Annotated in this window: 25 protein-coding genes; 13 read left to right on the top strand and 12 right to left on the bottom strand. The window is 71.2% G+C overall.

What is annotated here, in order from left to right:
• Positions 1-34 precede the first annotated feature (34 nt).
• A complete protein-coding gene (locus tag ACFY8O_RS32700; RefSeq protein WP_145812256.1) occupies positions 35-535 on the top strand; it encodes a GNAT family N-acetyltransferase in 501 nt (166 codons plus the stop codon).
• 213 nt (positions 536-748) lie between these two features.
• On the opposite strand, the gene ACFY8O_RS32695 is transcribed toward ACFY8O_RS32700, so the two are convergent.
• Genes ACFY8O_RS32695 through ACFY8O_RS32685 form a run of 3 tightly spaced genes read right to left on the bottom strand, consistent with a single transcriptional unit; the run spans position 749 to position 3,268 of the window.
• Positions 749-1,492, bottom strand: a complete 744-nt coding sequence (locus ACFY8O_RS32695) for a sulfite exporter TauE/SafE family protein (protein ID WP_387908807.1) — start codon at positions 1,490-1,492, stop codon at positions 749-751.
• The gene (locus ACFY8O_RS32690; protein ID WP_387908804.1) at positions 1,489-1,848 is read right to left on the bottom strand and encodes a rhodanese-like domain-containing protein; all 360 of its coding nucleotides are present in this window, start codon (positions 1,846-1,848) and stop codon (positions 1,489-1,491) included. Before ACFY8O_RS32690 ends, ACFY8O_RS32695 begins: the two co-directional genes overlap by 4 nt.
• Before the next feature lie 49 nt (positions 1,849-1,897).
• Positions 1,898-3,268, bottom strand: coding sequence for an MBL fold metallo-hydrolase (locus tag ACFY8O_RS32685; protein ID WP_387908855.1), 1,371 nt, complete (start codon positions 3,266-3,268; stop codon positions 1,898-1,900).
• Between the two features lie 544 nt (positions 3,269-3,812).
• On the opposite strand from ACFY8O_RS32685, the gene ACFY8O_RS32680 reads away from it, so the two are divergent.
• Both ACFY8O_RS32680 and ACFY8O_RS32675 read left to right on the top strand, forming a co-directional pair.
• On the top strand, positions 3,813-4,502 hold the full coding sequence (locus tag ACFY8O_RS32680; RefSeq protein ID WP_387908802.1) for a HEAT repeat domain-containing protein: 690 nt from the start codon (positions 3,813-3,815) through the stop codon (positions 4,500-4,502).
• Complete coding sequence (locus ACFY8O_RS32675) at positions 4,489-5,493, top strand: MerR family transcriptional regulator (RefSeq protein WP_387908853.1); 1,005 nt, start codon at positions 4,489-4,491, stop codon at positions 5,491-5,493. Before ACFY8O_RS32680 ends, ACFY8O_RS32675 begins: the two co-directional genes overlap by 14 nt.
• Positions 5,494-5,613: 120 nt before the next feature.
• On the opposite strand, the gene ACFY8O_RS32670 is transcribed toward ACFY8O_RS32675, so the two are convergent.
• The 5 genes from ACFY8O_RS32670 to ACFY8O_RS32650 form a co-directional block, all read right to left on the bottom strand.
• The gene (locus tag ACFY8O_RS32670; protein WP_387908800.1) at positions 5,614-5,967 is read right to left on the bottom strand and encodes an STAS domain-containing protein; all 354 of its coding nucleotides are present in this window, start codon (positions 5,965-5,967) and stop codon (positions 5,614-5,616) included.
• Positions 5,964-7,259 (bottom strand): PP2C family protein-serine/threonine phosphatase, encoded by a 1,296-nt coding sequence (locus ACFY8O_RS32665; RefSeq protein WP_387908798.1) that lies wholly within the window; start codon positions 7,257-7,259, stop codon positions 5,964-5,966. The genes ACFY8O_RS32670 and ACFY8O_RS32665 overlap by 4 nt, the downstream gene beginning before the upstream one ends.
• Positions 7,259-8,062 carry an alpha/beta fold hydrolase gene (locus tag ACFY8O_RS32660; protein ID WP_387908792.1) on the bottom strand — a complete coding sequence of 268 codons (804 nt, stop codon included), beginning with the start codon at positions 8,060-8,062 and terminating at the stop codon, positions 7,259-7,261. Before ACFY8O_RS32660 ends, ACFY8O_RS32665 begins: the two co-directional genes overlap by 1 nt.
• Before the next feature lie 133 nt (positions 8,063-8,195).
• A complete protein-coding gene (locus ACFY8O_RS32655) occupies positions 8,196-8,861 on the bottom strand; it encodes a response regulator (RefSeq protein WP_145812225.1) in 666 nt (221 codons plus the stop codon).
• Positions 8,858-9,985: a sensor histidine kinase gene (locus ACFY8O_RS32650; protein WP_387908790.1), complete on the bottom strand. Its 1,128-nt coding sequence runs from the start codon at positions 9,983-9,985 to the stop codon at positions 8,858-8,860. The genes ACFY8O_RS32655 and ACFY8O_RS32650 overlap by 4 nt, the downstream gene beginning before the upstream one ends.
• A 215-nt stretch (positions 9,986-10,200) precedes the next feature.
• Between ACFY8O_RS32650 and ACFY8O_RS32645 the strand changes: the two genes are divergently transcribed.
• Both ACFY8O_RS32645 and ACFY8O_RS32640 read left to right on the top strand, forming a co-directional pair.
• Positions 10,201-10,623, top strand: a complete 423-nt coding sequence (locus ACFY8O_RS32645) for a DUF6223 family protein (RefSeq protein WP_387908788.1) — start codon at positions 10,201-10,203, stop codon at positions 10,621-10,623.
• Positions 10,624-10,789: 166 nt separating this feature from the next.
• Positions 10,790-11,707, top strand: a complete 918-nt coding sequence (locus ACFY8O_RS32640) for a DUF3626 domain-containing protein (protein ID WP_387908786.1) — start codon at positions 10,790-10,792, stop codon at positions 11,705-11,707.
• A 110-nt stretch (positions 11,708-11,817) separates the two neighbouring features.
• Here ACFY8O_RS32640 and ACFY8O_RS32635 read toward each other — a convergent pair whose 3' ends face one another.
• The gene (locus ACFY8O_RS32635) at positions 11,818-13,071 is read right to left on the bottom strand and encodes an APC family permease (protein ID WP_387908851.1); all 1,254 of its coding nucleotides are present in this window, start codon (positions 13,069-13,071) and stop codon (positions 11,818-11,820) included.
• A 233-nt stretch (positions 13,072-13,304) separates the two neighbouring features.
• Entirely contained in the window at positions 13,305-13,889 is a 585-nt protein-coding gene (locus tag ACFY8O_RS32630; RefSeq protein ID WP_387908784.1) for a PadR family transcriptional regulator, read from the bottom strand.
• Between the two features lie 108 nt (positions 13,890-13,997).
• Between ACFY8O_RS32630 and ACFY8O_RS32625 the strand changes: the two genes are divergently transcribed.
• From ACFY8O_RS32625 to ACFY8O_RS32610, 4 genes are all read left to right on the top strand, one after another.
• On the top strand, positions 13,998-15,110 hold the full coding sequence (locus ACFY8O_RS32625) for an aromatic ring-hydroxylating dioxygenase subunit alpha (RefSeq protein ID WP_387908782.1): 1,113 nt from the start codon (positions 13,998-14,000) through the stop codon (positions 15,108-15,110).
• Position 15,111: 1 nt separating this feature from the next.
• Entirely contained in the window at positions 15,112-16,134 is a 1,023-nt protein-coding gene (locus ACFY8O_RS32620) for a PDR/VanB family oxidoreductase (RefSeq protein WP_387908780.1), read from the top strand.
• A gap of 48 nt (positions 16,135-16,182) precedes the next feature.
• Positions 16,183-17,532, top strand: coding sequence for an MFS transporter (locus ACFY8O_RS32615; RefSeq protein ID WP_387908778.1), 1,350 nt, complete (start codon positions 16,183-16,185; stop codon positions 17,530-17,532).
• 375 nt (positions 17,533-17,907) lie between these two features.
• Positions 17,908-18,543 carry a TMEM175 family protein gene (locus tag ACFY8O_RS32610; protein ID WP_387908776.1) on the top strand — a complete coding sequence of 212 codons (636 nt, stop codon included), beginning with the start codon at positions 17,908-17,910 and terminating at the stop codon, positions 18,541-18,543.
• Between the two features lie 77 nt (positions 18,544-18,620).
• Here ACFY8O_RS32610 and ACFY8O_RS32605 read toward each other — a convergent pair whose 3' ends face one another.
• Positions 18,621-19,637 carry a LacI family DNA-binding transcriptional regulator gene (locus ACFY8O_RS32605; protein WP_387908774.1) on the bottom strand — a complete coding sequence of 339 codons (1,017 nt, stop codon included), beginning with the start codon at positions 19,635-19,637 and terminating at the stop codon, positions 18,621-18,623.
• Between the two features lie 116 nt (positions 19,638-19,753).
• On the opposite strand from ACFY8O_RS32605, the gene ACFY8O_RS32600 reads away from it, so the two are divergent.
• The 4 genes from ACFY8O_RS32600 to ACFY8O_RS32585 all read left to right on the top strand — a co-directional run bounded on the left by ACFY8O_RS32600 (position 19,754) and on the right by ACFY8O_RS32585 (position 23,275).
• Positions 19,754-20,605: a phytanoyl-CoA dioxygenase family protein gene (locus tag ACFY8O_RS32600; protein ID WP_387908772.1), complete on the top strand. Its 852-nt coding sequence runs from the start codon at positions 19,754-19,756 to the stop codon at positions 20,603-20,605.
• Between the two features lie 234 nt (positions 20,606-20,839).
• Complete coding sequence (locus tag ACFY8O_RS32595; protein WP_387908770.1) at positions 20,840-21,355, top strand: putative immunity protein; 516 nt, start codon at positions 20,840-20,842, stop codon at positions 21,353-21,355.
• Positions 21,356-21,425: 70 nt separating this feature from the next.
• Positions 21,426-22,538, top strand: coding sequence for a thymidylate synthase (locus ACFY8O_RS32590; RefSeq protein WP_387908768.1), 1,113 nt, complete (start codon positions 21,426-21,428; stop codon positions 22,536-22,538).
• Between the two features lie 362 nt (positions 22,539-22,900).
• The gene (locus tag ACFY8O_RS32585) at positions 22,901-23,275 is read left to right on the top strand and encodes a VOC family protein (protein WP_387908766.1); all 375 of its coding nucleotides are present in this window, start codon (positions 22,901-22,903) and stop codon (positions 23,273-23,275) included.
• A gap of 48 nt (positions 23,276-23,323) precedes the next feature.
• Here ACFY8O_RS32585 and ACFY8O_RS32580 read toward each other — a convergent pair whose 3' ends face one another.
• Entirely contained in the window at positions 23,324-24,784 is a 1,461-nt protein-coding gene (locus tag ACFY8O_RS32580; protein ID WP_387908764.1) for a PP2C family protein-serine/threonine phosphatase, read from the bottom strand.
• Between the last annotated feature and the right edge of the window lie 40 nt (positions 24,785-24,824).

Raw genomic sequence — 24,824 nt, 5'->3', positions numbered from 1 at the left:
CGCCACGCGATCGCCGTCATGCGATGCTGCCGTCGTGACTGATCACGAGATAGCGGTACTCCGCTGGCCAGGCCGAACGCCTCCGGGCGACGACGGTCTGGCCGGCTTGCTGGCGGCCTACCACTTGCGAACCGAGGCCGAGAAGGGCGTGCCGGTATCCGGGGTGGCCGGACTGCCGGATCGCTACCGGTCGGAGATCGCCGACCCCCGGTCCGCATTCGCCGACGCCGTCGTGCTGGTGGCTTTCCTGGGAAACGTCGCCGTGGGCTGCCTGGTGGTGGCGTCCCTGCCGGCCCAGGGTCAGTCGGAGATCAAGAGGCTCTGGACCGACCCTGAGTTCCGTGGCCGTGGCATTGCGTCCGCGCTGCTCGATGCCGCGCTCGCTCATGTCGCGGCGAACGGCATGGGCCCGGTCCGGCTCTCCGTATGGGAATGGCGCACCGGGGCCATCGCCCTGTACGAGCGATTCGGGTTCGCCGTCACCCAGCCGTGGGACGAGCGGGACCGCTTGGTGTGCATGCAGCGCGCCGCATGAGTGGACACGCCGCTTGCCGATGCGCGGCATCCTCTCCCTCGTCTGCTCCCCAGCGCGACCGGCTGTCGTCGTCGAGTTCGATGCCCCGCCGAGCCCGCCGCGCCGGCCACCACCGTCGACGGCCGGGCTGCTCCACGGCCCCTTCCTTCGCACTGGATCACCCGCGCGCGCCCTTCACCTTCGGGTGGGGAGGCCGAGGGTGTCGCCGGTGTGTCAGATGAGGGCGTCGAGGAGCATGAAGGCGGCCACGGCGAGCAGAACGTAGGCGAACAGCCGTTGCAGCCGGTCGGCCGGCAGCTTGGCGGCGAGGCGTTTGCCGTCCCAGGCGGCGAGGATCGCGGCGCCGGTGAAGGGGGCCAGGACGGCCCAGTCCAGGCCGTCGGCGGTGTGGCCGCGGGTGACCAGGGCGGCCAGGGAGTTGATGACGATGACCAGGAGGCTGGTGCCGACGGCGGACTTCATCCGCAGGCCGAGCACACCGGTCAGGGCGGGCACGGCGAGGAAGCCGCCGCCCACGCCGAGCACGCCCGTGACGGCACCGAGCCCGGCCCCGGCCGCTGCCGCCCGCGCCGGCCTGACACCCTGCCGGGGAAGGCTCCCGGGGCGCAGCATCCGCCAGGCCGCGAGTCCGGCGATCACCGAGAACGCGGCGGTGAGAACCGGTTCGGGGATCCTGCCGGCCATGGCGCCGCCCAGCAGGGCAGGCGGCACACCGGCGGCGGCGAACAGCGCTCCCAGTCTCCACCGCACGTTGCCCTCCCGGGCGTGGGCGAGCAGGCCGGAGAGGGACGTGACGGTCACGACGAGCAGGCTGGCGGTGGTGGCCGCGAGAGGGCTGAACCCCAGCAGGTAGATCATGGCGGGTACGGCCAGGACACTGCCGCCCCCGCCCAGACCTCCCAGGACCAGGCCGACGACAGCACCGGCCACCAGCGCCAGGATCAGGGCGGTGCTCATATGACCGTACCCACTCCCCCGCGATCGTCCTGTACGGGCAGGCCCTGACGGGTCCACCGCTCCATGCCTCCGACGACGTCGGTGGCGTCGTGGCCACGCTGGGACAGCAGGCGGACGGCAGCCTGGGAGCGGCGGCCGGACCGGCAGATCACGACCACGGTCGCGGCGGTCCCCGCGCCGGGAACGTCGGCGCCGGCGGCGAGCCGGGACAGCGGCAGGTGGCAGGCTCCCGGGGCGTGCCCGGCCTGCCATTCGTCCGCTTCCCGTACGTCCAGGAGGAGGGCCGTCCCCTCCTGGACGGCCCGGTGGGCCTCGGTGACGGTCACACGGCCGTGGCCGCGTCGGGAGAAGAGCATCAGGGTGTTCCTTTGCGGGCCCCGGCGGGCGGGGCCATGGGATCGTTCTTCAGGACGTCGGACAGGTCACGCTCAGGCCGGCTTCGGCGGCGTGGCCGAAGCCGTCGTCCACGGCGACCACGTCCCGGCAGGCCGCGTCCAGGAGGGAGGCCGCGATCGCCGCGCGCATCCCACCCGCGCAGTGCACCCACACGGTCCCGGCCGGCACCTCGTGGATCCGCTGCGCCAGCAGGTGAACCGGGATGTGCACCGAGCCATCGATCCAGCCGCCTGCCCGTTCGGAGTCACGGCGCACGTCCAGCACCACGGGCTCCCGCCCCGCCCGGTGTTCGGCGGCGAGGTCCGCGAAGAGCGCCCTCCGGAAGGAGACGGGTGCCTCGCCCTGCCGCACCCACTGCTCGGGGACGCCGGTGGCCGCCGCCGCCGGCCGGTCGATGCCCACCCGGACCAGCTCGCGCTGCGCGCGGGCCAGTTGCCCGGGACTGTCGGCCAGCAGGGTGACCGGCTTGCCCCACGGCATCAGCCAGGGCAGGTAGGTGGCGAGCTTGCCGTCGGCCTCGAAGTTGAACGAACCCGCCACGTGCCCCTCGGCGAACGCCACGCGGTGACGCAGATCGACGACCCACTCCCCGGCCGCCAGCCGCGCGGCGATCTCCTCGCTGTCCGCGACCGCGGGCGGGGTGAGATCCACCGGCGCGGGGCCTGACGCGTTGGCCGGTCCCATGTGGGCGTAGTAGGCGGGTACGTCCTCCAGACCGGCCAGCAGGTCGGTGACGAACGTGTCGACGTCCCTGGTCAGCGCGTCGTTGACGCTCTTCTCCCGGCCGATGGTGCTGGCGTCGCCCTCGGCCTGACCGGAGGAACAGAAGCTGCCGAAGCCGTGGGTGGGCAGGACCGCGGCGGCGTCGGGGAGCTCGGCCGCGAGCCGGTGCGCCGAGGCGTGCTGGGCCCGGGCCAACTGCTCGGTCAGGCGCGGCTCGACCAGATCGGGGCGGCCCACCGTGCCGATGAGCAGCGACCCTCCGGTGAAGGCGACGGCCGCCAGACCGTCCTCCTCCAGGACGTAGGCCGTGTGGTGCGGAGTGTGACCGGGCGTGGCGACGGCGCGCAGGGTCAGGCCGCCGTCGACACCGATCACGTCACCGTCACGCACCGGGACCCGGGCGAAGGACACCCGCGCGTCGGCGGGCACCAGGTAGACCGCTCCGGTCACCCGAGCCAGCTCCAAGCCGCCTGTCACGTAGTCGTTGTGCAGGTGCGTCTCGACCACATGCGTGATCCGGACGCCGCGCCGGGCAGCGGCCTCGATGACCTGGTCGATGTCGCGGGGCGGGTCCACCGCCACTGCCGCGTTCGCGCCGCCGGCCAGGTAGTGCCGGTTGCCCAGACCCTCGATCTCGATCGTGTCGACGAAGAACACGTCTGCCGTCACATCCTCACTGCCGGATACCCCCCTGGGTATTGATACCACCGTAGAAAATTACCCCCGGGGGTATTGCGGGGGCCACAGTGGCCCTCCTCACCCCGGAGGGAGCCCACCTCCCCAGCCCGCTCCTCCTCCCAGCAGGTGCGGCACGTGACGGCCGACGGCGGCGAGCAAGGAACAGCCGGAGATGCGCATCCTCGCCCCTGCTGACCTGGAGGGCCGCGCCGCCCCTCGCGTGGCGTCCTGACCGCGCGCGCCCTCGTCGTGGACAGCTGCATGCGGACCGCCGGAAGTCGCGGTTGGCTTCGCTGCAACCCGTGACCGGGCTGAGGGCTGCCCCGGAATCCCTGGCGGGCGCACGCCGACAGCTACGGCACCTCGCCGCGTTGCCGGAACGCCCGAACACTTCCAGTAGGCGAACGCGGCTCCATCTGACGCCGCGCTGATCCATCAGGGGTGACGGGACAGCCCTTGGCCACCGCGTTTGACCTTGACACCGTGACAAGGTCTTGACTGCTTCCCGAGGGGGTGGTCCCCGATGGCCACGAAGAGACAGGAAACGCCCGTGACACGAGCACTCCAAGGGCTGGAGGACAGCCGTACGTCCGTGCGCCTGCGGGCTGCGATGGCGATCGGCACGGCGCCTGATCCGTGCCTCGTCGCCCCGCTGGTCGAACGATGCGCGATCGAGCCCGAGTTCTTCGTCCGCGACATGCTGACCTGGGCGCTCGTGCGCCACCCGGTCTCCGTGACGCTCCCCGTGTTGCTCCGCGAAGTCCGCTCGGAGCGTGCGCAGGCACGTAGTCAGGCGCTGCACACGCTGTCCAAGATCGGCGACCGCCAGGCGTGGCCGGCGATCACGCGGGCGCTGCTGTGCGACGCCGATGACGAGGTGGCCAGGAGCGCCTGGCGGGCAGCGGTCGTGCTGGTGCCGGAGGGCGAGGAAGCCGCTCTGGCCGTGGTGCTGGCGACGCAGCTGGGGCGCGGTGAGCAGAAGACACAGCGCAGTCTCAGCCAGGCGCTCGTCGCGCTGGGTGAAGCGATCGAACCGGCCCTGGACGCCGCGGCGACGGTCGACGACCCGCGTGTACGCGCGCACGCACTGGCCACCCTGGGGCTGCTCCGCGACCCGGACGCCGGATTCGCGTGGGCGCTCGAGGAGGCCAAGCGCGTCGTGGCCCTCGGCGGGGCCCCCAGGACGGACGATGAGAACCGTGCTGATCGGTGAGGTGTCGAGACGGTCCGGAGTCAGTGCCCGCATGCTCCGCCACTACGAAGCGCTGGGCCTCGTGCGGCCGTCGGGACGTACGGGCTCCAACTACCGGGAGTACGGCGCGGAGGACATCCGGCGGATCTTGCACATCGAGAGCCTGCGGTCGCTGGGTATGTCCTTGCGTGACGTCGGGCGCGCTCTCGACGATCCCGGTTTCACGCCCTCGGCGCTCGTCGGCGATCTCATCGCGCAGACGACGGACCGCATCGCGGCCGAGACCGAGTTGCTCACGCGGTTGCGGCGGATCGACGCCGCGGACCCTGCCGACTGGGAGGAGGCGCTCCAGGTCGTCTCGCTGCTTCAGGCTCTGGGGTCTCAGAGCGCCCACGCCCGCCAGCGCGCGGCGCTGGCCACGATCGATGGGGTTCCGGTGCCGGTGGAAGCACTGGTGGAGGCGGCACTGAGCGAGACGGAACCGAACGTCGCCGGCGCGCTGCGCTGGACGCTGGCGCGGTCCGGCGACGGCGTCCCGGCACTGCTGGCGAAGGGTCTGCGCTCACCGGTCGCCGCGGTGCGCAGGCGGGCCGCTCAGTGCCTCGCCGTGATGCCCGGTGAGGAGGCGACCGCACACCTCCGGGACGCTCTCAAGGACCCCGATACGGAGGTCCGCGGGTATGCGGCTCCGGCTCTCGGCACACGTGGAGTGACCGAGGCGGTCCCGGCGCTCATCGACATGATCGAGGCGGGAACGAACGACATCGGCGCGGCTGAGGCGCTGGGCGTGCTGGCGAGTGACGGCACGGCCTCCGACCAGATCGCCACCGCGCTCGTCGACCGCCTCGCCCACGACACGACCGAGGCGCCTGCGCGTGGACGGCTGACCCCGGCGCTGGGGGACGTTCCGGGGACGACGGCCTCCCGCGCCCTCACTGAGCTGTCGCACGACGGGGACCGCGCGGTAGCGCTGACCGCCGCCTACCTTCTGCGGCTCCGCGACGCACGGTGAATAATTCTTCCACCTGACGGCACGGGACCCATCGCCGCTGTGCGGCCCGAAGCCCAGGGCCCTGACCACCGGAATACCACGGCGCCCTCCGGCGACCGGATGCGGGGAGACGCGCCGCGTTCAGCAGGCCTTCGCCTGTGCCTGGATGGCTGCCGTCGCGTCGGGGTGGAGGGCGAACACGCGGTCCAGGCCCACGATCCGCAGCACGCGGAGGGTGCGGTCGGGGACCGCGGCGAGCGCGATGGCGGCGCCGTGCTCGATCGCGAGGTTGCGGGCGACCAGCAGGGTGGTGATGCCGCTGGAGTCGCAGAATTCCAGGCGTCCGAGGTCCAGGATCAGCAGCTGCCCGCCGACCAGGGTGAGGGCGTCCAGCGCCGCGCGGAGTTCCGGTGTCGTCGCGTAGTCCAGGTCGCCGCCGATTTCCAGTACGGGACCTGTGGCTGCGTCTCGGGTGATGATCGTCAACGGGCTCATGTGAGGTCTTCGCTCGCGGGGGTGGGAAGGTCGGTCGGGGAGGGAGGCGCGACCCCGAGGGCGAGGAGCGCGGTGTCGTCGTCGAGTCCGTCGCCGAAGCCGGCCAGCAGCTCTGTCAGAGCGCCGACCAGCGCCTGGGGCCCGGCCGCACGCTGTCCGGCGGCGAAGGTGCGTAGCGCCTCCTCACCGTAGAGGTCCCGGCCGGGCCCGGTGCGGGCCTCGGTCAGGCCGTCGGTGTAGAGGAGCAGGGTGTCGCCCGGGAACAGTTCGGTGCGTACGGAGACGAACTCGGCCTCGGGCAGTACGCCGATGAGCATGCCACCGGGAGTGGGCAGGTAGTCGGCGCTGCCGTCCGCGCGCTGGATCAGTGCGGACGGGTGCCCGCCGGAGGCCAGGTACACAGCGACACGGTCGCTGCCCGGGTGCAGGACGCCGAATATGGCGGTGCAGTAGCGGGGGTCCCCGCTGGTGTAGCGCTCGTGCAGCACGGTGTTCAAGGTGGTCAGCACGTGGACGGGGTCGGGATCGTGGAGCCCCGCGGCCCGCAGGGTGTAACGGGCCAGTGAGGTAACGGCAGCGGCCTGAGGGCCCTTGCCGCACACATCGCCGAGGAAGAACGCCCACCGGTCGCCGCCGAGGGGGTACAGGTCGTAGAAGTCTCCGCCGAGGAGATCCGGGGAGGCCGTGTGGTAGTAGGAGCTGGCTACCATCCCCGGGATGGTGGGGAGCGTGGCGGGCAGCAGGGCCTGCTGGAGGACGGCGAGGGCTTCCTGGAGACGCCGGCGGTCGGCCTCCGCCTGCCGGCGTGCTTCCTCGGCCGCCTGACGGCCGCGCAGCAGCTCGTTCTCATAGGCGCGGCGGTCACGTGCGTCGAAGACGGTGGTGCGGATCAGCAACGGTTCCCCGGTCTCCCCGGTCTTCACCTTCGAGGTGACCAGCACCGCCATCCGCTTCCTGCCTGACCCTTCGATGTCCAGGGCGATGCCGTTGATCTCGCCCTTCATCTGCAGCATCGGGGCGAAGTGTGTCTCGTGGTAGAGCTTGCCGCCCACCGTCAGGAGGTCGGTGAACCGCATACGCCCCACCACGTGGGCCCGCTCCATGCCCAGCCAGTCCAGCAAGGTGGCGTTGATCTTGGCGATGGTGCCGTCCATCATCGTCGACAGATAGCCGCACGGAGCCCGCTCGTACAACTCCTCCACACTGTCCTCCAGCAGCGAAGTGAACGCCGTGTCGGTGGTCTCCGCGTCCGGCTCGCCGTCCGGGTTCTGGACCTCGTCGGTACGGCTCATCATCGACTCGCCCCGACGAAGGACAGGATCGCCTCCGCGGTGGCCTCGGGTGCGCTCAGCTGAGGGCAGTGTCCCGTGGCCTCCAGCGTGGCCAGGCGGCTGCCGGGGATCATCGCGTGGACGTAGGCGCCCACCTCCCGGGGTGCGATCACGTCCTGCCGGCACTCCAGCACCAGCGTCGGCACCGCGACCGTCCGCAGGTCCTCGCGGCTGTCGGAGAGGAACGTCGTACGCGCGAAGACGCGCGCCATGTCCGGATCGGTTGCACAGAACGAGGCGGTCAGCTCCTGGCCCAGCTCGGGCCGGTCGTCATTGCCCATGATCACCGGAGCCATGGCCGCCGACCAGCCCAGGTAGTTCGACTCCAGGGCCTCCAGCAGTTCCTCGATGTCGTCCGCGCTGAACCCGCCGCGGTACCCCTCGTCGTCGATGTAGCGAGGCGAGGGGGCCACCATCACCAGCCGGGAGATCCGCCCGGGCGCCTGCGCAGCGGCGAGTACGCCGACCATGGCGCTCACCGAGTGCCCCACGAAGACCACGTCCCGCAGGTCCAGCTCCTCACAGACCTCCAGCGCGTCCGCGGCATAGCCCGCCAAGGAGCTGTAGCGCTCCTCGTCCCAGGCGCCGAGGGCGGAACGGCCCGAGCCCACGTAGTCGAAGAGCACGACCCGGTAGTTCTCGGCGAGAGCAGGAACGACAAGGCGCCACATGTTCTGGTCACATCCGAACCCGTGTGCCAGCAGCAGTACCGGTCCGTCGGGCCGGCCGGTGACCGTGACGTTGTTCCTGCGACGTATATCCATCCGGCCAGTCTCGCATCATCAGGGTCGTCGTCTCCCGGCCCCCGGCCCCCGTCGTCAGCCGGCGCGGAACGGGGAACGCCGCCGGGTGCGACCGGGGGCCGTGCACCGCCGCTCGTGCACCCGGATGTGGCTCTCAGGACCCGCGCGGGGCCACCAGGCCGGATTCGTAGGCGAGGACCACGAGCTGGGCCCGGTCGCGGACGTGGAGCTTGGCCATGGCCCGGTTGATGTGGGTCTTCGCCGTCATCGGGCTGATCACCATGCGACCCGCGATCTCGTCGTTGGACAGGCCCTGCGCGACCAGGGCGACGGCCTCCCGCTCACGGGCGGTCAGCTCGTCCAGCCCCGCTCCGGTGCGAGTGGTGGTGAGCGGCTGGGACACGTACCTGGTGATCAGTTTGCGGGTGATCGACGGGGCCAGCAGGGCGTCGCCGCGCGCCGCGACGCGGACGGCGTGCAGGAAGTCGTCCGGCACGATGTCCTTGACGAGGAAGCCGGCGGCGCCGGCGCGCAGCGCGTCGAAGACGTACTCGTCCAAGCCGTAGTTGGTCAGGATGACGACGTGGACCCCTGCCAGAGCCGGGTCGGCGGCGATGCGCCGAGTCGCCTCGATCCCGTCGAGGACCGGCATCCGGATGTCGATGAGAGCGACGTCGGGCACATGCTCCCTGGCCAGTTCCAGGCCCTCCTGTCCGTCGCCGGCCTCGGCCACGACCTGGATGTCGTCCTCCAGGTCGAGCAGCGCACGGAATCCACTGCGCAGGAGCGGCTGGTCGTCGACCAGCAGGACACGGATCATGACGTCCGGTCCACGGGCAGTTCGGCCTGGACGGTGAAGCCGCCCCCGCCCCGCGGTTCCGCACGCAGCCGGCCGCCGAGGGCGGTGATCCGTTCGCGCATGCCCAGGAGCCCGAGACCGGGTGCGGGGGCGGTCTCCGGTGCCGCGTCGCCGTCGTCGTCGATACGTACGGCGAGGGTGTCCGGACGGCAGTCGATCCGTACCGACGCCGTGGCCGCGTTCGCGTGACGGGCGACGTTGGTGAGCGACTCCTGGACGATCCGGTAGACGGTCCGGTCCACCGCGGCCGGTACGACGGGGCGCCGGCCCTCGATCGTCAGGGTCGCGTCCAGGCCGATGGCCCGGGCCTTCTCGACCAGTTCCGCTACGTCGTCGAGCCCACGGGGCGGGGTCGTGTCGTCGTCGCGCAGCGCCTCCAGCGTCGCGCGCAGCTCGCGGGCGGCCTCGCGTCCGGCGTCCCGGATCGCCAGCAGGGAATCCGGCACGTGTTCACCACGTCTGCGAGCCACGTGCACGGCGACGTCGGCCTGCACCTTGATGACCGAGATCTGGTGTGTGAGTGAGTCGTGCAACTCCCGGGCGATGCGCAGCCGTTCCTCGTCGGCTCGGCGCAGCGCGGTCTCCTCCCGGGTGCGCTCGGCCTCGTCGGCCCGCCGCTCCGCCTGCCGCAGCGCCTCGCCTGCGGCGCCGGCCGCGATCAGCCAGGCCAGCTCCAGGGCGCCTCGCGCCTGCGCGAACGCCTCGCTCGTGTCGTGCAGGCCCGATGCCAGTGCGGCGAGCGGGAGCACAGCCAGCGTGGCCACGCTGACCACCACCGTGACCGTGCGATGTCCCGCCCGTACGGCTGCGTAGACCGCGAACAGGTACGCGACGGCGGGAACGTCGAAGCCGAGCGCCTGGTAGCCCACCGCGCACAGTCCGGTGACGGCCAGGACGGTGACCGGAGCGTGGCGGCGCACGGCCAGGGCCAGTCCGCCGGCTGTCAGCAGCACATGAGTGAGCACGTCGGGGCCCGTGGCCGCACGCTCCCCGGAGAGCCCGGTGGCCAGCAGCGCCGTGGCCACGCCGACAGCGATGACCACGTCCCCGACCTGTGCCCGGACACCGGACCGACCTGCACTCATGCGCGCACCCTAGCGGGGCGCCGCCGCGGTCGGAGTCCCCCTCGGGGACGAGCGGCCGGCTACCGCACACGCGGTACTTCCGCGCGTTCTGCGGCGCCTCGCGCCGTTCTGATGCGGCGCCGGCGTCAGTGCGAAGTGTCCGCGCCCGCAGGACGACCTGAGGCGGGTCCGGCGGCCATGCTCGGACGACATCCCCGCGAAGAAGGAGCCTCATGATGTCTGTTCGACGCCTGCTCGCCGTCACCGCCGCAACCCTGCTCGGAGCCGTCGCACTGGCCGCACCGGCCGCCGCACACGCCTCGGTCCGGCCGGTCGCCGCCGGTGTCTACGACATCACCCTCGGGCGGGTCGGGGCCGCCACGGGCGCCCTGGTGGGGCTGGCCGGGGTGGTCGTCGCCGTACTGGCGCTGGTCCGCCCCGCCGACCTTCGCGGCTCTGCCACCGCGGCGACGAGAGCGACGGTGGCCATGGTGGCGGGGCTGATCAGTACGGCCCTCGGTGCGCTGGTCGCGGCCACCGCCGACGGTGGTCCCGGCACCGGGAACGGACTCGGCGGGGCCTACGTGGCCATGGTCGTGGGGCTGGTCGGCACGGGCCTCGGCAGGCTGGCTCTCCGCCGCTTCCGCCGTGCCGGATGACCGGCAGTCCGGACGGAAGCGCGCTTCGGGTGGGTTCCTGAACACCGATCAGATGGCGCTGAGCATGTGACGGGGGGTGACCCGTCGGCACTCCGAACGGTGGGGTGGTGGGCAGTCGCCGGCCTATCCGATTGCACGGGCTGATCGCAGGGGGAACACTGGCCTGATGAGCTCGGCGGCCTCCCGGACAGCGCAGGAACGGGCCCTTCGGCATGTCGCGGAACTGGCGTCAGGGCCCGCCATGGACCCGGCACTGCGGGTGACCCTCAACTTCCACCCGGACCGTCTGCTGCACGGCAGGCTCATCCTGGACGCCATGGCCGGGGACGGCGTCTACCGCTCGCAGTTCGTCACCGGGACCAGCAACGGCGGCCTGACCGCACGTCCCGGCGGTGACCGGTGGCGTTGGGAGAGCCGGATCTTCGGCGGAGCCTATGATGAGGCGGCGGCTCATCAGCGTCCCGTCTACGGAGCGTTGAACTTCCGCCGCAAGCCGGTGGGCGGGGCGCCACGCTTCGGTTCGGCCCACTTCCGGCTGACGGCTCTGACGTCGACGCGCAGCACGTTCTGTTACCCGGACAGTTTTCTCGAACCGAGGGATTTCGGTGTCGTCGCCCGGATGGGGCTGATCGAGCGTGCCCTGGCCGATCGTCAGGACGAGCTGGACGACTACGTCGAGGCACAGGTGCACGGGCCTGTCGAGCTGCCACGCGATGTGGAGGCGCTGGTGCTGGACCCCTGCTACCGGGGCACGACGGTCGAGCGCGCGGCCATGAGCCTCGGCTGCCCGGTGGAGTGGCACTCCGGTTTCCGCCTCGGGGTGGAGGAACTCCGCCTGCACCCCGACTACCGCGGACAGGAATACGTCGACTGCGGTATGCGGATCGCTGTCGGCGGCATGCTCGATCCTCGGATCGTCGGCGACGCGGCACGTGCCGGAGTCCATGACCCCCAGGCGGTCAAGAAGGTGTGGCACTACCTGGCACGCTTCGGCTCTCCCGGCAGCGCCCCGGACGGACGGGCCACCCCCGCGTCGGTGGAGAGGGCTGCTCCCGACGGCCCTCGCCGAAAGCCGGTGCCGTAGGGGACGCGTTCCGGCCCCGGGACCGGACACGCCCTCGCCCCGGCCCCCTCGGCAGCTCGGCGACTCGGCGACTCAGGGAAACGGAACGGCACTCGGCAGGTCCACACCGGTCACGCCGTGGGGCGCCGGCGCAGCCCGTAGAGGGCGGCGCCTGCCAGGAGTACAGCTGCGCCGGTGAGGACCGCGGCGGCGGGAAGGGCGAAGGCCAGGGCGAGGCAGCCGGCCAGGCCGATGACGGGGATGATCCGGGCCGGGCGGCCCTCGGCGGGGGTGAGGGTCCACGCGGAGGCGTTGGCGACGGCGTAGTAGGCGAGGACGCCGAAGGAGGAGACGCCGATCGCCGCGCGCAGATCAGCGGTCGCGGCCACGGTGGCGACAACGGCGCCGACGAGGAGCTCGGCCCGGTGGGGGACCTTGAACTTCGGGTGCACGGCGGCCAGTGCCCGGGGCAGATGGCCGTCGCGCGCCATGGCCAGGGCGGTCCGGGAGACACCGAGGATCAGGGCGAGGAGCGAGCCGAGAGCGGCGAGGGCCGCACCCACGCGCACGAGGGGGACGAGCCGGTCGGCGCCCGCCGCCCGGGCGGCCTCCGTCAGCGGCGCACCCGCCTCCGCGAGGCCGTCGGGACCGAGCACCAGCAGGACGGAGACCGAGACGGCGGCATAGACGGCGAGGGTGATGCCGAGGGCGATCGGGATGGCGCGGGGGATCGTGCGGGCCGGGTCGCGGACCTCCTCGCCGAGGGTGGCGATGCGGGCGTAGCCGGCGAACGCGAAGAACAGGAGCGCCGCCGCCTGCAGGACACCGCCGAAGGTGAGGTCGGATCCCGCACTCAGGCGGCTCGTGTCCCCGGTGGCCGAGGCGAGGGACACGACCACGAGGGCGGCGAGGACAGCCAGGACGACGGACACGATGACACGGGTCAGCAGGGCGGACTTCTGCACGCCGGTGTAGTTGACGGCGGTCAGTGCGACCACGGCGGCGACGGCGACCGCATGGGCCTGCCCGGGCCAGACGTAGGTACCGACGGTCAGGGCCATGGCCGCGCAGGATGCGGTCTTGCCGACGAGGAAGGCCCAGCCGGCCACATAGCCCCAGAACGCTCCGAGCCGCTCACGGCCGTAGACGTAGGTGCCGCCGGAGGCCGGGTAGAGGGCGGCGAGCCGGGCGGAGGAGGTGGCGTTGCAGTAGGCGACGACGGCGGCCAGCGCGAGAGCGACGAGCAGGCCGGATCCGGCGGCGCGGGCAGCCGGGGCGAGGGCGGCGAAGATCCCGGCGCCGATCATCGACCCGAGGCCGATCAGTACCGCGTCGGGCACTCCGAGCCGCCGCTTCAGTTCGTCCGGCATTCCGGGCGTGGGCATGGGCGTGCTGCTCAAGTTCGTCACTCCTCGACGGCCGTACCGCAAGCAGGTGATCTGCGGTCCGCGCCGACGATAAGGGATGGACCTGAACACGCCGTGATCCCGAACGGCCCGGGCACCGCTACCGCCGTCCGCGGGACCTCGTCCACGACGGCGCCCGGAGCGCGGCATCGACCGCCCCCACGCTCCCCTGCCCCTCGTCTGCCGATTCCCGGCGGCACCGGGGCAGGGGGTCAGGGGCCGTGCAGTTCGTCGGCGAGTGCGAAGCCGTCCGCGATCCACGCCAGCTCGGTGCGGGCCCGGGCGATGAGTCCGTCGTAGGCGTACACCTTGTACCGCACCGCGAGCTCGGCCTCCCGCTCGGTCAGCTTGGACAGGCGGGCCGCCAGGGTCGGGTGGGTACGCTCGACGAGCGCGGCCCGGGTGCCTTCGAGCATGCTCAACTGCTCCTGCCAGTACGCCTCTTGCTGGCGAAGCTGCTCACGCACCGACGCGCGGTCGGCGAAGTCGAAGTAGGCCGCTTTGAGGTACGCGGGATCCCGCTGCCGCTGCGGCGTCAGCGGGGACTCCATCCAGGCCCGGAAGTCGGCGAGCCCAGCGTCGGTGACGTGGTACTCCTTCTTCGTCCCCTTCTGCCCCCACCGCACCTCGACCGATTTGAGAAGCCCGTCGCGCTCCAGCCGGTTGAGCTCGGGATAGATCTGCGAGTCCGGGGCGTGCCAGACGTGGGCCACCGAGCGGCTGAAGCTCTTCGAGATGTCGTACCCGGTCATGGGGCGACCGGTGAGCAGCGCGATGAGCGCGTAACGCAGCGACAAGGCACCTCCCCCTCCGAAATTGCCAAGCTACACACCCTTGCCATCTCACTATATCGATAGTTAGTTTGTGGCCCGCGCAACACATACCTCTCTTCATAGGGAGTTTTCATGCCTGTCACCACTCCGCCCTCCACCGCGGCGGCGAAGATCTTCAACTACCCCCGCAACGCCTGGTACGTGGCTGCCTGGGATCACGAGGTCACCGGCAAGCAGCCGCTGGCCCGTACGATCGCCGGCGTCCCGCTGGCGCTGTGGCGCACCGCCGAGGGCCGCCCGGTCGCCCTCGCCGATGCCTGCTGGCACCGGCTGGCGCCCCTGTCGATGGGCAGGATCCTGGGCGACGAGCTGCAGTGCCCGTACCACGGCCTGCGCTACAACGCGGCCGGCCGCTGCACCGGGATGCCCGCGCAGGAGACCATCAACCCCAGCGCGGCGGTCCCGTCGTTCCCCGTCGTCGAGCGGTACCGGTACGTCTGGGTCTGGGTCGGCGATCCCGACCTCGCCGACCCGGCCTCGGTGCCCGACATGCACCAGATGGACCACCCGGACTGGGCCGGCGACGGAGAGACGATCCACGCCGACTGCAACTACCAGCTCATCCTCGACAACCTCATGGACCTCACCCATGAGGAGTTCGTCCACTCCTCGAGCATCGGCCAGGAGGAACTGTCCGAGGCCGAGTTCGACGTGACCCACAAGGGCGACACGGTCACCGTGGCCCGGTGGATGCGCGACATCGACGCCCCACCGTTCTGGCTGAAGAACATGCGGGACAAATTCCCCGGCTTCTCCGGCAAGGTCGACCGCTGGCAGATCATCACGTTCGAGGCACCCGGCACCATCCGCATCGACGTCGGCGTCGCGAAGGCGGGCACCGGGGCACCCGAGGGCGACCGCAGCCAGGGGGTGAACGGCTACGTGATGAACACGATCACCCCCGAGACCGACCGCACCGCCCACTACTTCTGGGCGTTCATGCGCAACTACCGCCTGGACAGCCAGACGATCACCACCGAGCTCCGCCGGGCCGTGCACGGCGTCTTCGGCGAGGACGAGGAGATGCTGCGCGCCCAGCAGCGCGCCATCGACGCCAATCCCGAGCACGAGTTCTACAGCCTCAACATCGACGCCGGCGGTATGTGGGTGCGCCAGATCCTGGACCGCATGCTGGCGGCCGAGGGACGGAGTTCCTCCGCGCCGGCCGCCGGTCAGGTGGCCTGACATGGCGGTGCAGACACAGACCCGCTGGCAGCGGGCCCGGGTCGTCGAGGTCTCCGACGTCGCCGAGGGCGTACGCCGCATCGTCCTGGCGCCGGAACACCCCGAACACGCCGCGCCCGGCACGCACGTCGACGTCCGGATCGGTTCCGGGGACGGCGCCGGTGACGGAGTGAGCCGCGTGCGGTCGTACTCGGTGGTCCGCTCCGAGGACGGCGGTCGCCGTCTGACGCTCAGCGTGCGGCTCTCCCCCACCTCGTCCGGGGGTTCGGCGACCATGCACCGGCTGCGGGCCGGGGACGAACTCACCGTCACGGGACCGCTGCAGAACTTCCCGCTCGCGGTCGGCGCCTCCCGCTACGTGCTCCTCGCCGGCGGCATCGGTGTCACCGCCCTGGTCGCGATGGCCTCCGCGCTCCGTCGGCGCGGAGCCGATTACGAGCTGCGGCTCGTCGGGCGCAGCCGCGCCGTGATGGCGTACGTCGACGAGCTCGTCGGTGAACACGGCGACCGGGTCCGCCTCCACGTCGACGACGAGGGCACCCCGCTGTCGGTCGACGACCTGGTCGCCGGGATAGCCCGGACCCCCTCCGCCGCCGGAACCGAGCTCTACATGTGCGGCCCGATCAGGCTCATGAACGCCGTCTCCCGGAGCTGGGCCGAGCACGCCCTGCCCACGACCAACCTCCGCTTCGAGACCTTCGGGTCCAGCGGCACACACGAGCCGGAGGAGTTCCTGGTCCGGCTGCCCGAACTCGGCCGCGAGGTCACCGTCGCCCCCGGCACCTCGATCCTCGACGCCCTCGACGCGGCAGGCGTCGAGACCCTGTCGGACTGCCGCAAAGGCGAGTGCGGGCTGTGCCTGGCGAAGGTGCTGAGCTCCACCGGCACCGTCGACCACCGCGATGTCTTCCTGAGCGAGGCCCAGAAGGAACGCTCGGACAAGCTGTGCCTCTGCGTCTCCCGGGCGACCGCAGCCGACAGCGGCTCGGACGCCCCCGCTGTCCTCTCCCTCCGCCTGACCTGACCCGGCGGGCACCCGCGAACGCCCGGACCTCTCACCACCTGGACACCCATGAACATCACCGCACGCGTCTCGCAGGCACCGATGAGCGGCTACCAATGGCTGATTGTCGCGCTCTGCACCTTCATGAACTGCCTCGACGGCTTCGACGTCATGGCGGTCGCCTTCACCGGGCCGTCGGTCACCGAGGAGTTCGGCCTCAGCGGATCGGAGTTCGGGCTGCTGGTCTCCGTCGGCCTGATCGGAATGGCGATCGGCTCGATGCTGCTGGCGCCCTTCGCCGACCTCATCGGCCGGCGCCCGCTGATCCTGGTCAGCCTCGTCCTCGGCACGATCGGCATGTTCGGCGCGGCGATGGCCCCGTCGGTGACGGTGATGAGCCTCTTCCGCCTCGTCACCGGCATCGGTGTGGGCGGCATCCTGGCCAGCACCAACGTGATAGCCAGCGAGTTCTCTAACGCCAGGAACCGCGGTCTCGCCATCGGCATCTACACGGCGGGCTACGGGATCGGCGCCACTGCGGCGAGCCTGGTCGCGAAGACCGTGGTGGGTGGCGACTGGCGGATCGTCTTCTACGCCGGTGGCATCGGGACGCTGCTCGCCCTGATCGTGATCGCCGCCGTCCTGCCCGAGTCGGTCGCGTTCCTGGAGCAGCGGCGTCCCGGCGACGCACTGGAGCGGATCAACCGGACGCTGGCCCGCATGCGCATGGAACCCGTCACCGGCGCCGACCTCGACCGGGCCACCGACACCGGCTCCGGCTCCGGCTCCGCCGCCGAGCGGGCCGGCTCAGGCTGGCTCAAGCAGCTGCTGACCCCGACGATCCTGCTCTGGCTCACCTTCATCACGATCATGTTCGGCTTCTACTTCGTCAACAGCTGGACACCGACCCTGCTGGTCGAGGAGGGCCTGTCCGAGAGCGCGGCGGTGACCGCCGGAATGGCGATCTCGATCGGCGGTACGGTCGGCTCCGTGCTCTACGGCGTCGTCGCACGGGTACGCACGCCGCGCGTGGTGCTGATCGGGTTCTCCCTGCTCTCGGCCGCGATGATGATCGTCTTCATCGTGAGCACCTCGACCCTGTGGCTCGGGTTCGCCGTCGGCGTCGTCGTCGGCGCGCCGATCAACGGCTGCATCGCCGGCGCCTACACCGTCGGTCCGCCGCTCTACCCGGCCAACGTGCGCAGCGTCGGCATGGGCTGGGCTCTCGGGATGGGCCGCATCGGCGCCATCCTGTCCCCGACCGTCGCGGGCATGCTCAAGGACGCCGGCGCCTCGGCGACCCAGCTCTACATCGGCGCGGCCGTGGTCGTCGCCCTCTGCGCACTCGTCCTGGTGGCCCTGCGTCGGCACGACCCCGAGTCCCGGCCCGTCGCGGCCGAGGAGGCACTCGCCGCCTGACCTCGGCCGTTCTCCGGCCGCCACGCCGCTGCACCGGACAGTACGGTCACGGTCCGGCAGGCTCACCCGCACGTCAGCGTCATCGCCACCTCAGCGTGGTGCCGGTCCACCCAGGCCCGTCCGGGCCGGCCTGCGTGGACCGGCACCACGCTTCTTCGTCCTCGGCGCTCGCCCTCGCCGCGCTCTGTGAAGCGGCGCCTCCGGACCCCGGCGCGGGGCCGCGCATGTCGGTCCCGGACCGCGAACGCCTTGCACGTGGGTGTGGCCGGCAGCTCGCCTGCCGCGTACGCCGGGCGGAGGGCCGGCGGGCGACTGGGGGACGACACGTGCCTGGTCGGCTCCGCCGGTGGAGGGCGGGTGCTACGAAGGGTTCCCATGAAGGAGAGTGCGGGGCAGCAGATCGTCCCACCCGAGGCGGAGCTCGTTTCGAAGGACAGGGTGCTCGCTCTGACCGACGGAGTGGTGGCCATCGCCATGACGTTGCTCGTACTGGACATCAAGCTGCCCGAAGGGCTCGACGGGGCGCAACTGCATCAGGCCCTGGACGACGTGCAGTCCCAGGTGGGCGCCTTCGCGCTCAGTGCGGTGGTGATCGCGCTGTTCTGGCGGGCCCACCACGCGGCGCTGCGGGTCGTCGGGCCGATCGACGCGTACGTCTTCTGGCTCAACGTCACGTTCCTGCTGCTCCTGTCGTCGATTCCCTTTCCCACCAAGGTGCTCGTGGACTACGGCGACCGATTCCTCGGCCCGGGCCTGTACGGGGCGGTCATCGGCACGACCGCGCTCGTGCTGTACGGGATGGAGCTGCGCACCAGCCGCGTGCTCGGCACGTCCTGGCGCCGCGTGCCGTTGCCGGCGCAGGCCGTCGTGTTCCTGCTCTCCGTGGGGATCGCGCGCGTCTCCCCCGTCGGTGCGATGTACAGCTGGGCCGCCGCCGTGCCTCTTTCCGTGGTGGCGGCCCGGATCGCACGGGCCGGGGTCGCTGACCGCCGGGCGCAGCCGCCTGCTTGACCACCGTACGGCGGTCGGGCCGCCCGCCCCGGCATCCGGCCTGACGCGGACGGGAGGCGCCCGGCCCACGCTCTCCTTCAGCCCGTCCGACCGCTGCTGGCGCGGATGTCGAGGCGGTGGGGAATGACGATGTCGAGGGGCGGCACCGTGGAGGCGGGGCTGTAGATGCGGTCCGCGAGGCATTGCAGAGCACGCTCGGCGATCTGCCGCTTGTCCGGGACCACGGTGCTCAGAGCCGGATTGGCGTACCGCCCGTCCTCGATCCCGTCGAACCCGACCACGGCGAGGTCCTCCGGGACCCGCACACCTCGCTCGACGGCGACATGGAGCGCGCCCAGGGCGAGTTCGTCGCTGAACGCGAAGACGGCGTCGGGCCGTTCGTCACCCTCCAGGAGCGCGGACATCGCCTCCGCTCCGTGCTTGCGGTGCAGGGTCGTCACGGCCCGTTCCAGAGCGGGCTCGGGCCGCAGCCCCGCGCGCCGCAATGCCTGCCGGTAGCCGGACAGCCGTTGCCGCGCGGTCCCGTTGCGCAGGTGGGGCTGCACGCCGATCGCGGCGATGCGCCGGCGTCCGGTCGACAGCAGGTGCGTCGTGGCTTCATCGGCGGCGAGGACGTTGTCGACGGCGACGCGGTCTGCGACCCCGTGGGCCTGTTGCTCACCGAGCAACACGACCGGGACGTCCCGGGAACGGCCCGTCAGTTCCTCCGGGCCGAGGGCCCACGGGCTGATGATGAGGCCGTCGACCAGACGACCGCCGGTTCCCTCCAGCAGCCTCCGCTCCGCCTCCCGGTCCCCGAATGTCTGATCGATGACTACGGTCCACGAGCGCTGCTGGGCGGCTTCGACGATCATTCCGGCGAGCTCGCCGAAGTAGGGCGAGTGGAGTTCGGGAATGGCCAGTCCGATCAGTCCGGTACGCCCGGCGCGCAGGTTCCGGGCCGCGACGTTCGGCCGGTATCCCAGCTCGTCCAGGGCGGACTGGACTCGCGCACGTGTCTCCTCGGCCACGGCCCCCGTGCCACTGACGACGTTGGAAACAGTGCGTGTCGACACCCCGGCGAGGGCGGCGACGTCCTTCAGACGGCTACTCACGGGCCCCATCCTCCCACGCGACGATCACCGGCACCAGAATCTCGAGAGAGGCTATTGCAACGTCGCATTCTACGTTGCAGCATAGGCGCAGCCATCACAGAGCGAGGAGACACGACATGAGCGTGCAGACTTTCCCGGGCATCGACGTGAGCGAACTGGACGTCGACGTGTCCCCGGACGTGGAGGCCCTGTACAGGGACGGCATCACGGCACGCAAGGGTGCCTTCAGCAAGGCATGGGCGGACCGGCTGGGCGAGGACGTGAACACGGCGTTCCAGGAAGCCATGGGTCGCCCCGGCGGCGCTGTCGGACGTGGCCCCAACCGGTTCTACGTCGAGATCCACCCCGAGCAGATCAGGGGGTTCACGGAGCTGGTGGAGCACCCCTGGGTGCGCTCCCTGTGTACCGCGACACTGGGGCCGGACTACCGCATCGTCGAGCTCGGATTCGACGTCCCGCTGGAGGGCGCCGTCAATCAGCCGTGGCACCGCGACTTCCCCGTCCCGGACGAGACCCGTCGCGAACGGCGCCTCACCTCGCTCGCCTTCAACGTGACCACCGTCGACACGGCCGAGGACATGGGACCGTTCGAGATCGCGCTGGGCACTCAGTGGGACGACGGCCCGGAGTTCGAGCACGGCATGTTTCCCCCCAGGTCGCACTACGCCCGCTACCAGGAGCGAGCGGTCCGCAAGTATCCCCGGCGCGGCGACATCTCGGCCCGGACCGCCTTGACGATCCATCGCGGGACGACCAACCACTCCCCCGCACCCCGCCCCGTCCTGGTCCTGGGGGTGGACGGGCCTGAGGCGAACAACGGCGACCGCCACGACACCGCTGTGACCCGCGCCTTCTGGGAGGGACTGCCCGCGCGGGTACGCCGGCACCTCGACTGCCCCGTCGTGGACGAACTGACGCCCATGACGCAGAAGCACACCATCGAGGGTCTGGTCATGGGAGACGCCTGAAGTGTCACGGCGGCACCGGAGATGCCCCCACCGGCGCCGCCCGTCCGCCCCGTCCGCTCTACGCGGTGGGAGCCGTGACAGCCTCGGGCGCGATACTTCTTCGGCTACGTGCGCTACGAGGAGGTCCGTGGCCTGCGGGCCCACTCGGAGCTCGCTTCCCCACCCCTACGATGAGTCCGCTCGCCGTGCCGTCGCGGCGAGTGGCACCCATGCGCGCAGGAGGTACCGCAGGTCATGATCCTCCCCAAGGTCCGGGACCCCCGCTTCGTGACGATCCGCCGGGGTGGGACGCTCACCGACGCGGATCACCACCTCCTCGCCCTGTGGGCCGCCTCGTGTGCGGAACACGTCCTGCACCTCTTCGAAGCCGCCCGGCCCGAGGACCAGCGGCCAAGCCAGGCGATCGAACACGCCCGGGCATGGGTGCGCGGCGAGGTCAGAATGATGGAGACGCGGGCGGCGGGCGGCCACGCGATGGGTGCGGCCAGAGACCTGCGCGGGGCGGCACGCCATGCGGCGTACGCAGCCGGCCAGGCCGGTGTCGTCGCCCATGTCGCCGCTCACGAACTCGGCGCGGCCGCCTACGCGATCAAGGCCGCACGTGCGGCGGCGCCGGAGGGCCGGAGCGAGACGGCGGGACGCCTCGAGTGCCGGTGGCAGCGGGATCAGCTTCCGGAGGCCATCCGCGAACTCGTGCTGGACGACCAGCGGCTGCGCAACGACATCTGCTGGTCGGTGTTCGACTGCTGAAGCAGGCCCGACCGGGCACGCCCGCTCGCGGTTGCCCGATGGCGGCAGGCTTCGTGGCCTCACCACTCGTGTGGGGTGCGGCTGGTGCGGAGTCGCCGGACTGATCTACCTGCTGATCTGTGCCGTGAGCATCATCAGCCATGGCTTCGCAGGGCTCGGGAGCGACGCGGCGCACACCATGTTCGCCTTCGCCGCGCACCCGTTCGTCGGGCTGAGTGTCGGTGTTCTCGGCACGGTCCTGATCCAGTCGTCGACCACGACCACGGCGATCGCCGTCACCGCCGTGGGGTCGGGTGCGTTGCCCATCCAAGGCGCGATCCCCGTCATTCTGGGCGCGAACGTCGGCACCACCGTGACGACGAGCCTGATCGCGCTGACCTTCATCGGCGACCGCACCAAGTTCCGCAGGGCATTGGGCGCCTCGACCGTCCATGACTTCTACAACTGGCTCGCGCTGCTGATCTTCTTCCCGGTCGAGCTGATCTGGCATCCGCTGGAACACATCAGCGGGACGCTGACCGACGCGCTGTACGGCACGGACTGGCTGCCGAACCCGGCGCACTTCAACTTCGTCCGGGCAGCCACCGGACCGGTGGAGAACGGCGTGATCCAGGCCTCCTCGCACGTCAGCAGCACTCTCGGTCCGCTGTTCACCATCGTGATCGGCGCCGGGCTGATCCTGATCGCCGTCCACTATCTCGGGAAGCTGCTCAAACTGCTCATGGTCGGCAGGGCCCGTGACATCCTGATCAAGGCGGTCGGCCGTAACGCCTACCTCGCCATGGCGTCGGGCATGGGGGTGACCGTCGTCCCCCAGTCCTCGACCATCACCACGTCCGTGCTGGTCCCCTTCGCAGGGACAGGCATCCTGACCCCGGCACAGGTGTATCCCGTCGTCGTCGGCTCCAATCTCGGAACCACGTTCACGGTGGTCTTCGCGGCATTCGCAGGCGTCGGGGACGACGCGAAGATCGGCCTGCAGGCCGCCTTCGTGCATCTGATCTACAACCTCTTCGCGATCATCGTGATCTACGTGGTGCCGCTTCTGCGCCCCGTGCCCCTGTTCTGTGCCGAGAACCTCGCCCGGATCGCCTCTGAGCGCCGGTGGGTCCTCGCCGTCTACCTCGGCACCGTCTTCATCGCGCTGCCCGCCCTGGTCATCGTGCTGGTGGGCGTGCTCTGAGCCCGAGAGCCCGTGATGTGGTCCCTCGGTCTCACCGCCCGGGAAATGGCCCAGGCACCTTCCTTCCGTCCGGTCCACTCACGTTCAGGCCGGTAGCCGGGCCCCTCCACGGCCGCGGGTCGCGTCGTCGGCGCCGAGCGCAGCGTCGAACCCGGAACCCACCGCACACCTCCGCGACGGCAGCCCGCGTCGCCTGGTCCCGATCGGGCGGAGAGTTCCTGGCAGGCGTCCTCCACGGGGAGGCCCCGGAGCGCGGCTGCCTCAAGCGCGAGGCCCCGCCGGGGAGTCCTGGAGGTCGCCGAGCCGCGTCAGGTGCCCTGCGACTCGTAGAGCGCGACCGAGCCTCGTGAGACCCTGCCCACGTGATCGCCAAACTGCAGTGCGTCGTGCTCGACTGCGCCGATACCGTCGAGCTGTCCCGCTTCTACCGGTCGCTTCTGGGCGGCGTGGTGAACCAGCCGGATCCGCGGTGGTCGTGCGACGACCGCTGGGCAACGCTCCACACCGACGGACTCGTCCTTGCCTTCCAACGGGTGGACGACCACCAGCCACCCGCCTGGCCGGACCCCGCCCGGCCTCAGCAGTTCCACCTGGACCTGGGGGTGGAGGACCTGGAACGAGCACAGCGGGAGGTTCTCGGCCGAGGCGCCACGCTGCTGGACAAAGGTGCCGGCAAACGGAGTTGGCGTGTCTTCGCCGACCCTGCGGGACATCCGTTCTGCCTCGTCCAGGACTGACCGCTACCCGCACCCCCCGTCGAAGACGAGGGCGGCAGAGGGGACGGTTCAGGGCAGCCAGTGCGGGAACCGGGCCCGATGTCCCCCCTCCGGCCGTCCTCCGTATCCCGGCGCCTGCGGGTTCGGGTCGGCGACCTCTCGGTCCTCCGCACGTACGTCACTCGGGGCCGGCGGCGTACGCAGAACGAGCACGGCCATGTCGTCATGGCTGTCGCTCGGGTGGTGGTCGGCCAGTGCGGCACAGAGGTCGTGGACGGTTTCCCGGGCGTGGCGGTTGGCCGTCGCGGCGAGTGACTCCAGGCCGCGGTCCAGTGGCTCGTCGTACCGTTCGACGACTCCGTCCGTGTAGAGGACGACGGTGCTGTTCGCCGGCAGCGCGAAGGAATGGTCGGGCCGTGGCACCGTCGGGTCCACCCCGAGGGGCAGCCCCGGTTCCGCGTCGAGGTAGCGCGCGGTGCCGTCGGGCAGCAGGACGAGGGGCGGGGGGTGTCCGGCGCTGGACCAGCGCAGGGCCCAGTTCTCGCCGGCGGGATGGAGCCGCACCACACACGCCGTGGTGATGAGGTAGTCGCCGGTGACGTCCATGATCCGGTCCAGCTGCTTCAGCGCGACGCTGGGCGGGTTGCTCTCGTCGAAGGAGAGTGCCCTCAGCATGCTGCGGGTCTGCGACATGGCGGCTGCCGCCTGCATGTCGTGACCCACCACGTCGCCGATGATGGCGACGCAGGAGCCGTCGGGCAGTTTCACCGCGTCGTACCAGTCGCCGCCCAGGTGCCCGGGGGCGGAGGCCGGCCGGTAGAACGTGCACGCCTCGAAGGGCCGGAGATCCAGCAGCTGGGGCAGCAGCAGCCGCTGGAACTGCTCCGCGTTGTTGCGGATCTGGTGGTACAGGCGTGCGTTCTCGATCGCGACTCCGGCGGTGCCCGCGAGGGCGAGGATGACTCCTTCGTCGTGTTCGTCGAAGGGCTCTCCGTCGCTCCTGTCGGACAGGTACAGGTTGCCGTAGATACGCCCCCGCACGGAGACGGCGACCCCCAGCAGCGACCGCATCGGTGGGTGGCCGGGCGGGAAGCCCGCCGAATCCTCGTGGGCCGCGATGTCAGCGACGCGCAGGGGTGCTGGATGGCGGATCAGGTGCCCCAGCAGGCCGCGTCCCCGGGGTAGTTCCACGCCGACGAGATGCTCCAGCTCCTCGTCGCTGAGGCCGAGCGGGATGAAGTCCGCGAGCTGTTCGCCCCGGTCGTCCAGGACGCCCAGGGCACCGTAGCGGGCACCGACGAGGTCCATCGCCGTGCGCACGATCCTGCGCAGGACCGTCGGCAGCTCCAGCTCGCTGCCGATGCCGAGTACCGCCTCGAGCAGTCCTTGGAGGTCTCGCTGCGCCCGGGCAAGGGCGTGCACCTGCTCACCGATCCGGTCCAGGTCCGAACTCAGCGGCAGGTTGAGCAGTGACATGTAAGGAACCTCGGCCGCACCGTCCTTCGACGTGTCCTGCGGATCCTCGGCCATCAGAGGCTCGCTTCCTTCCGTCGCGCCGGTCCGCGCGGGC

The sequence above is a fragment of the Streptomyces argenteolus genome, from assembly GCF_042902585.1.
Taxonomy (GTDB): domain Bacteria; phylum Actinomycetota; class Actinomycetes; order Streptomycetales; family Streptomycetaceae; genus Streptomyces; species Streptomyces argenteolus.
Note: the sequence above shows the minus strand (reverse complement) of the source record. Positions and strands in the feature narration are given on the sequence as shown.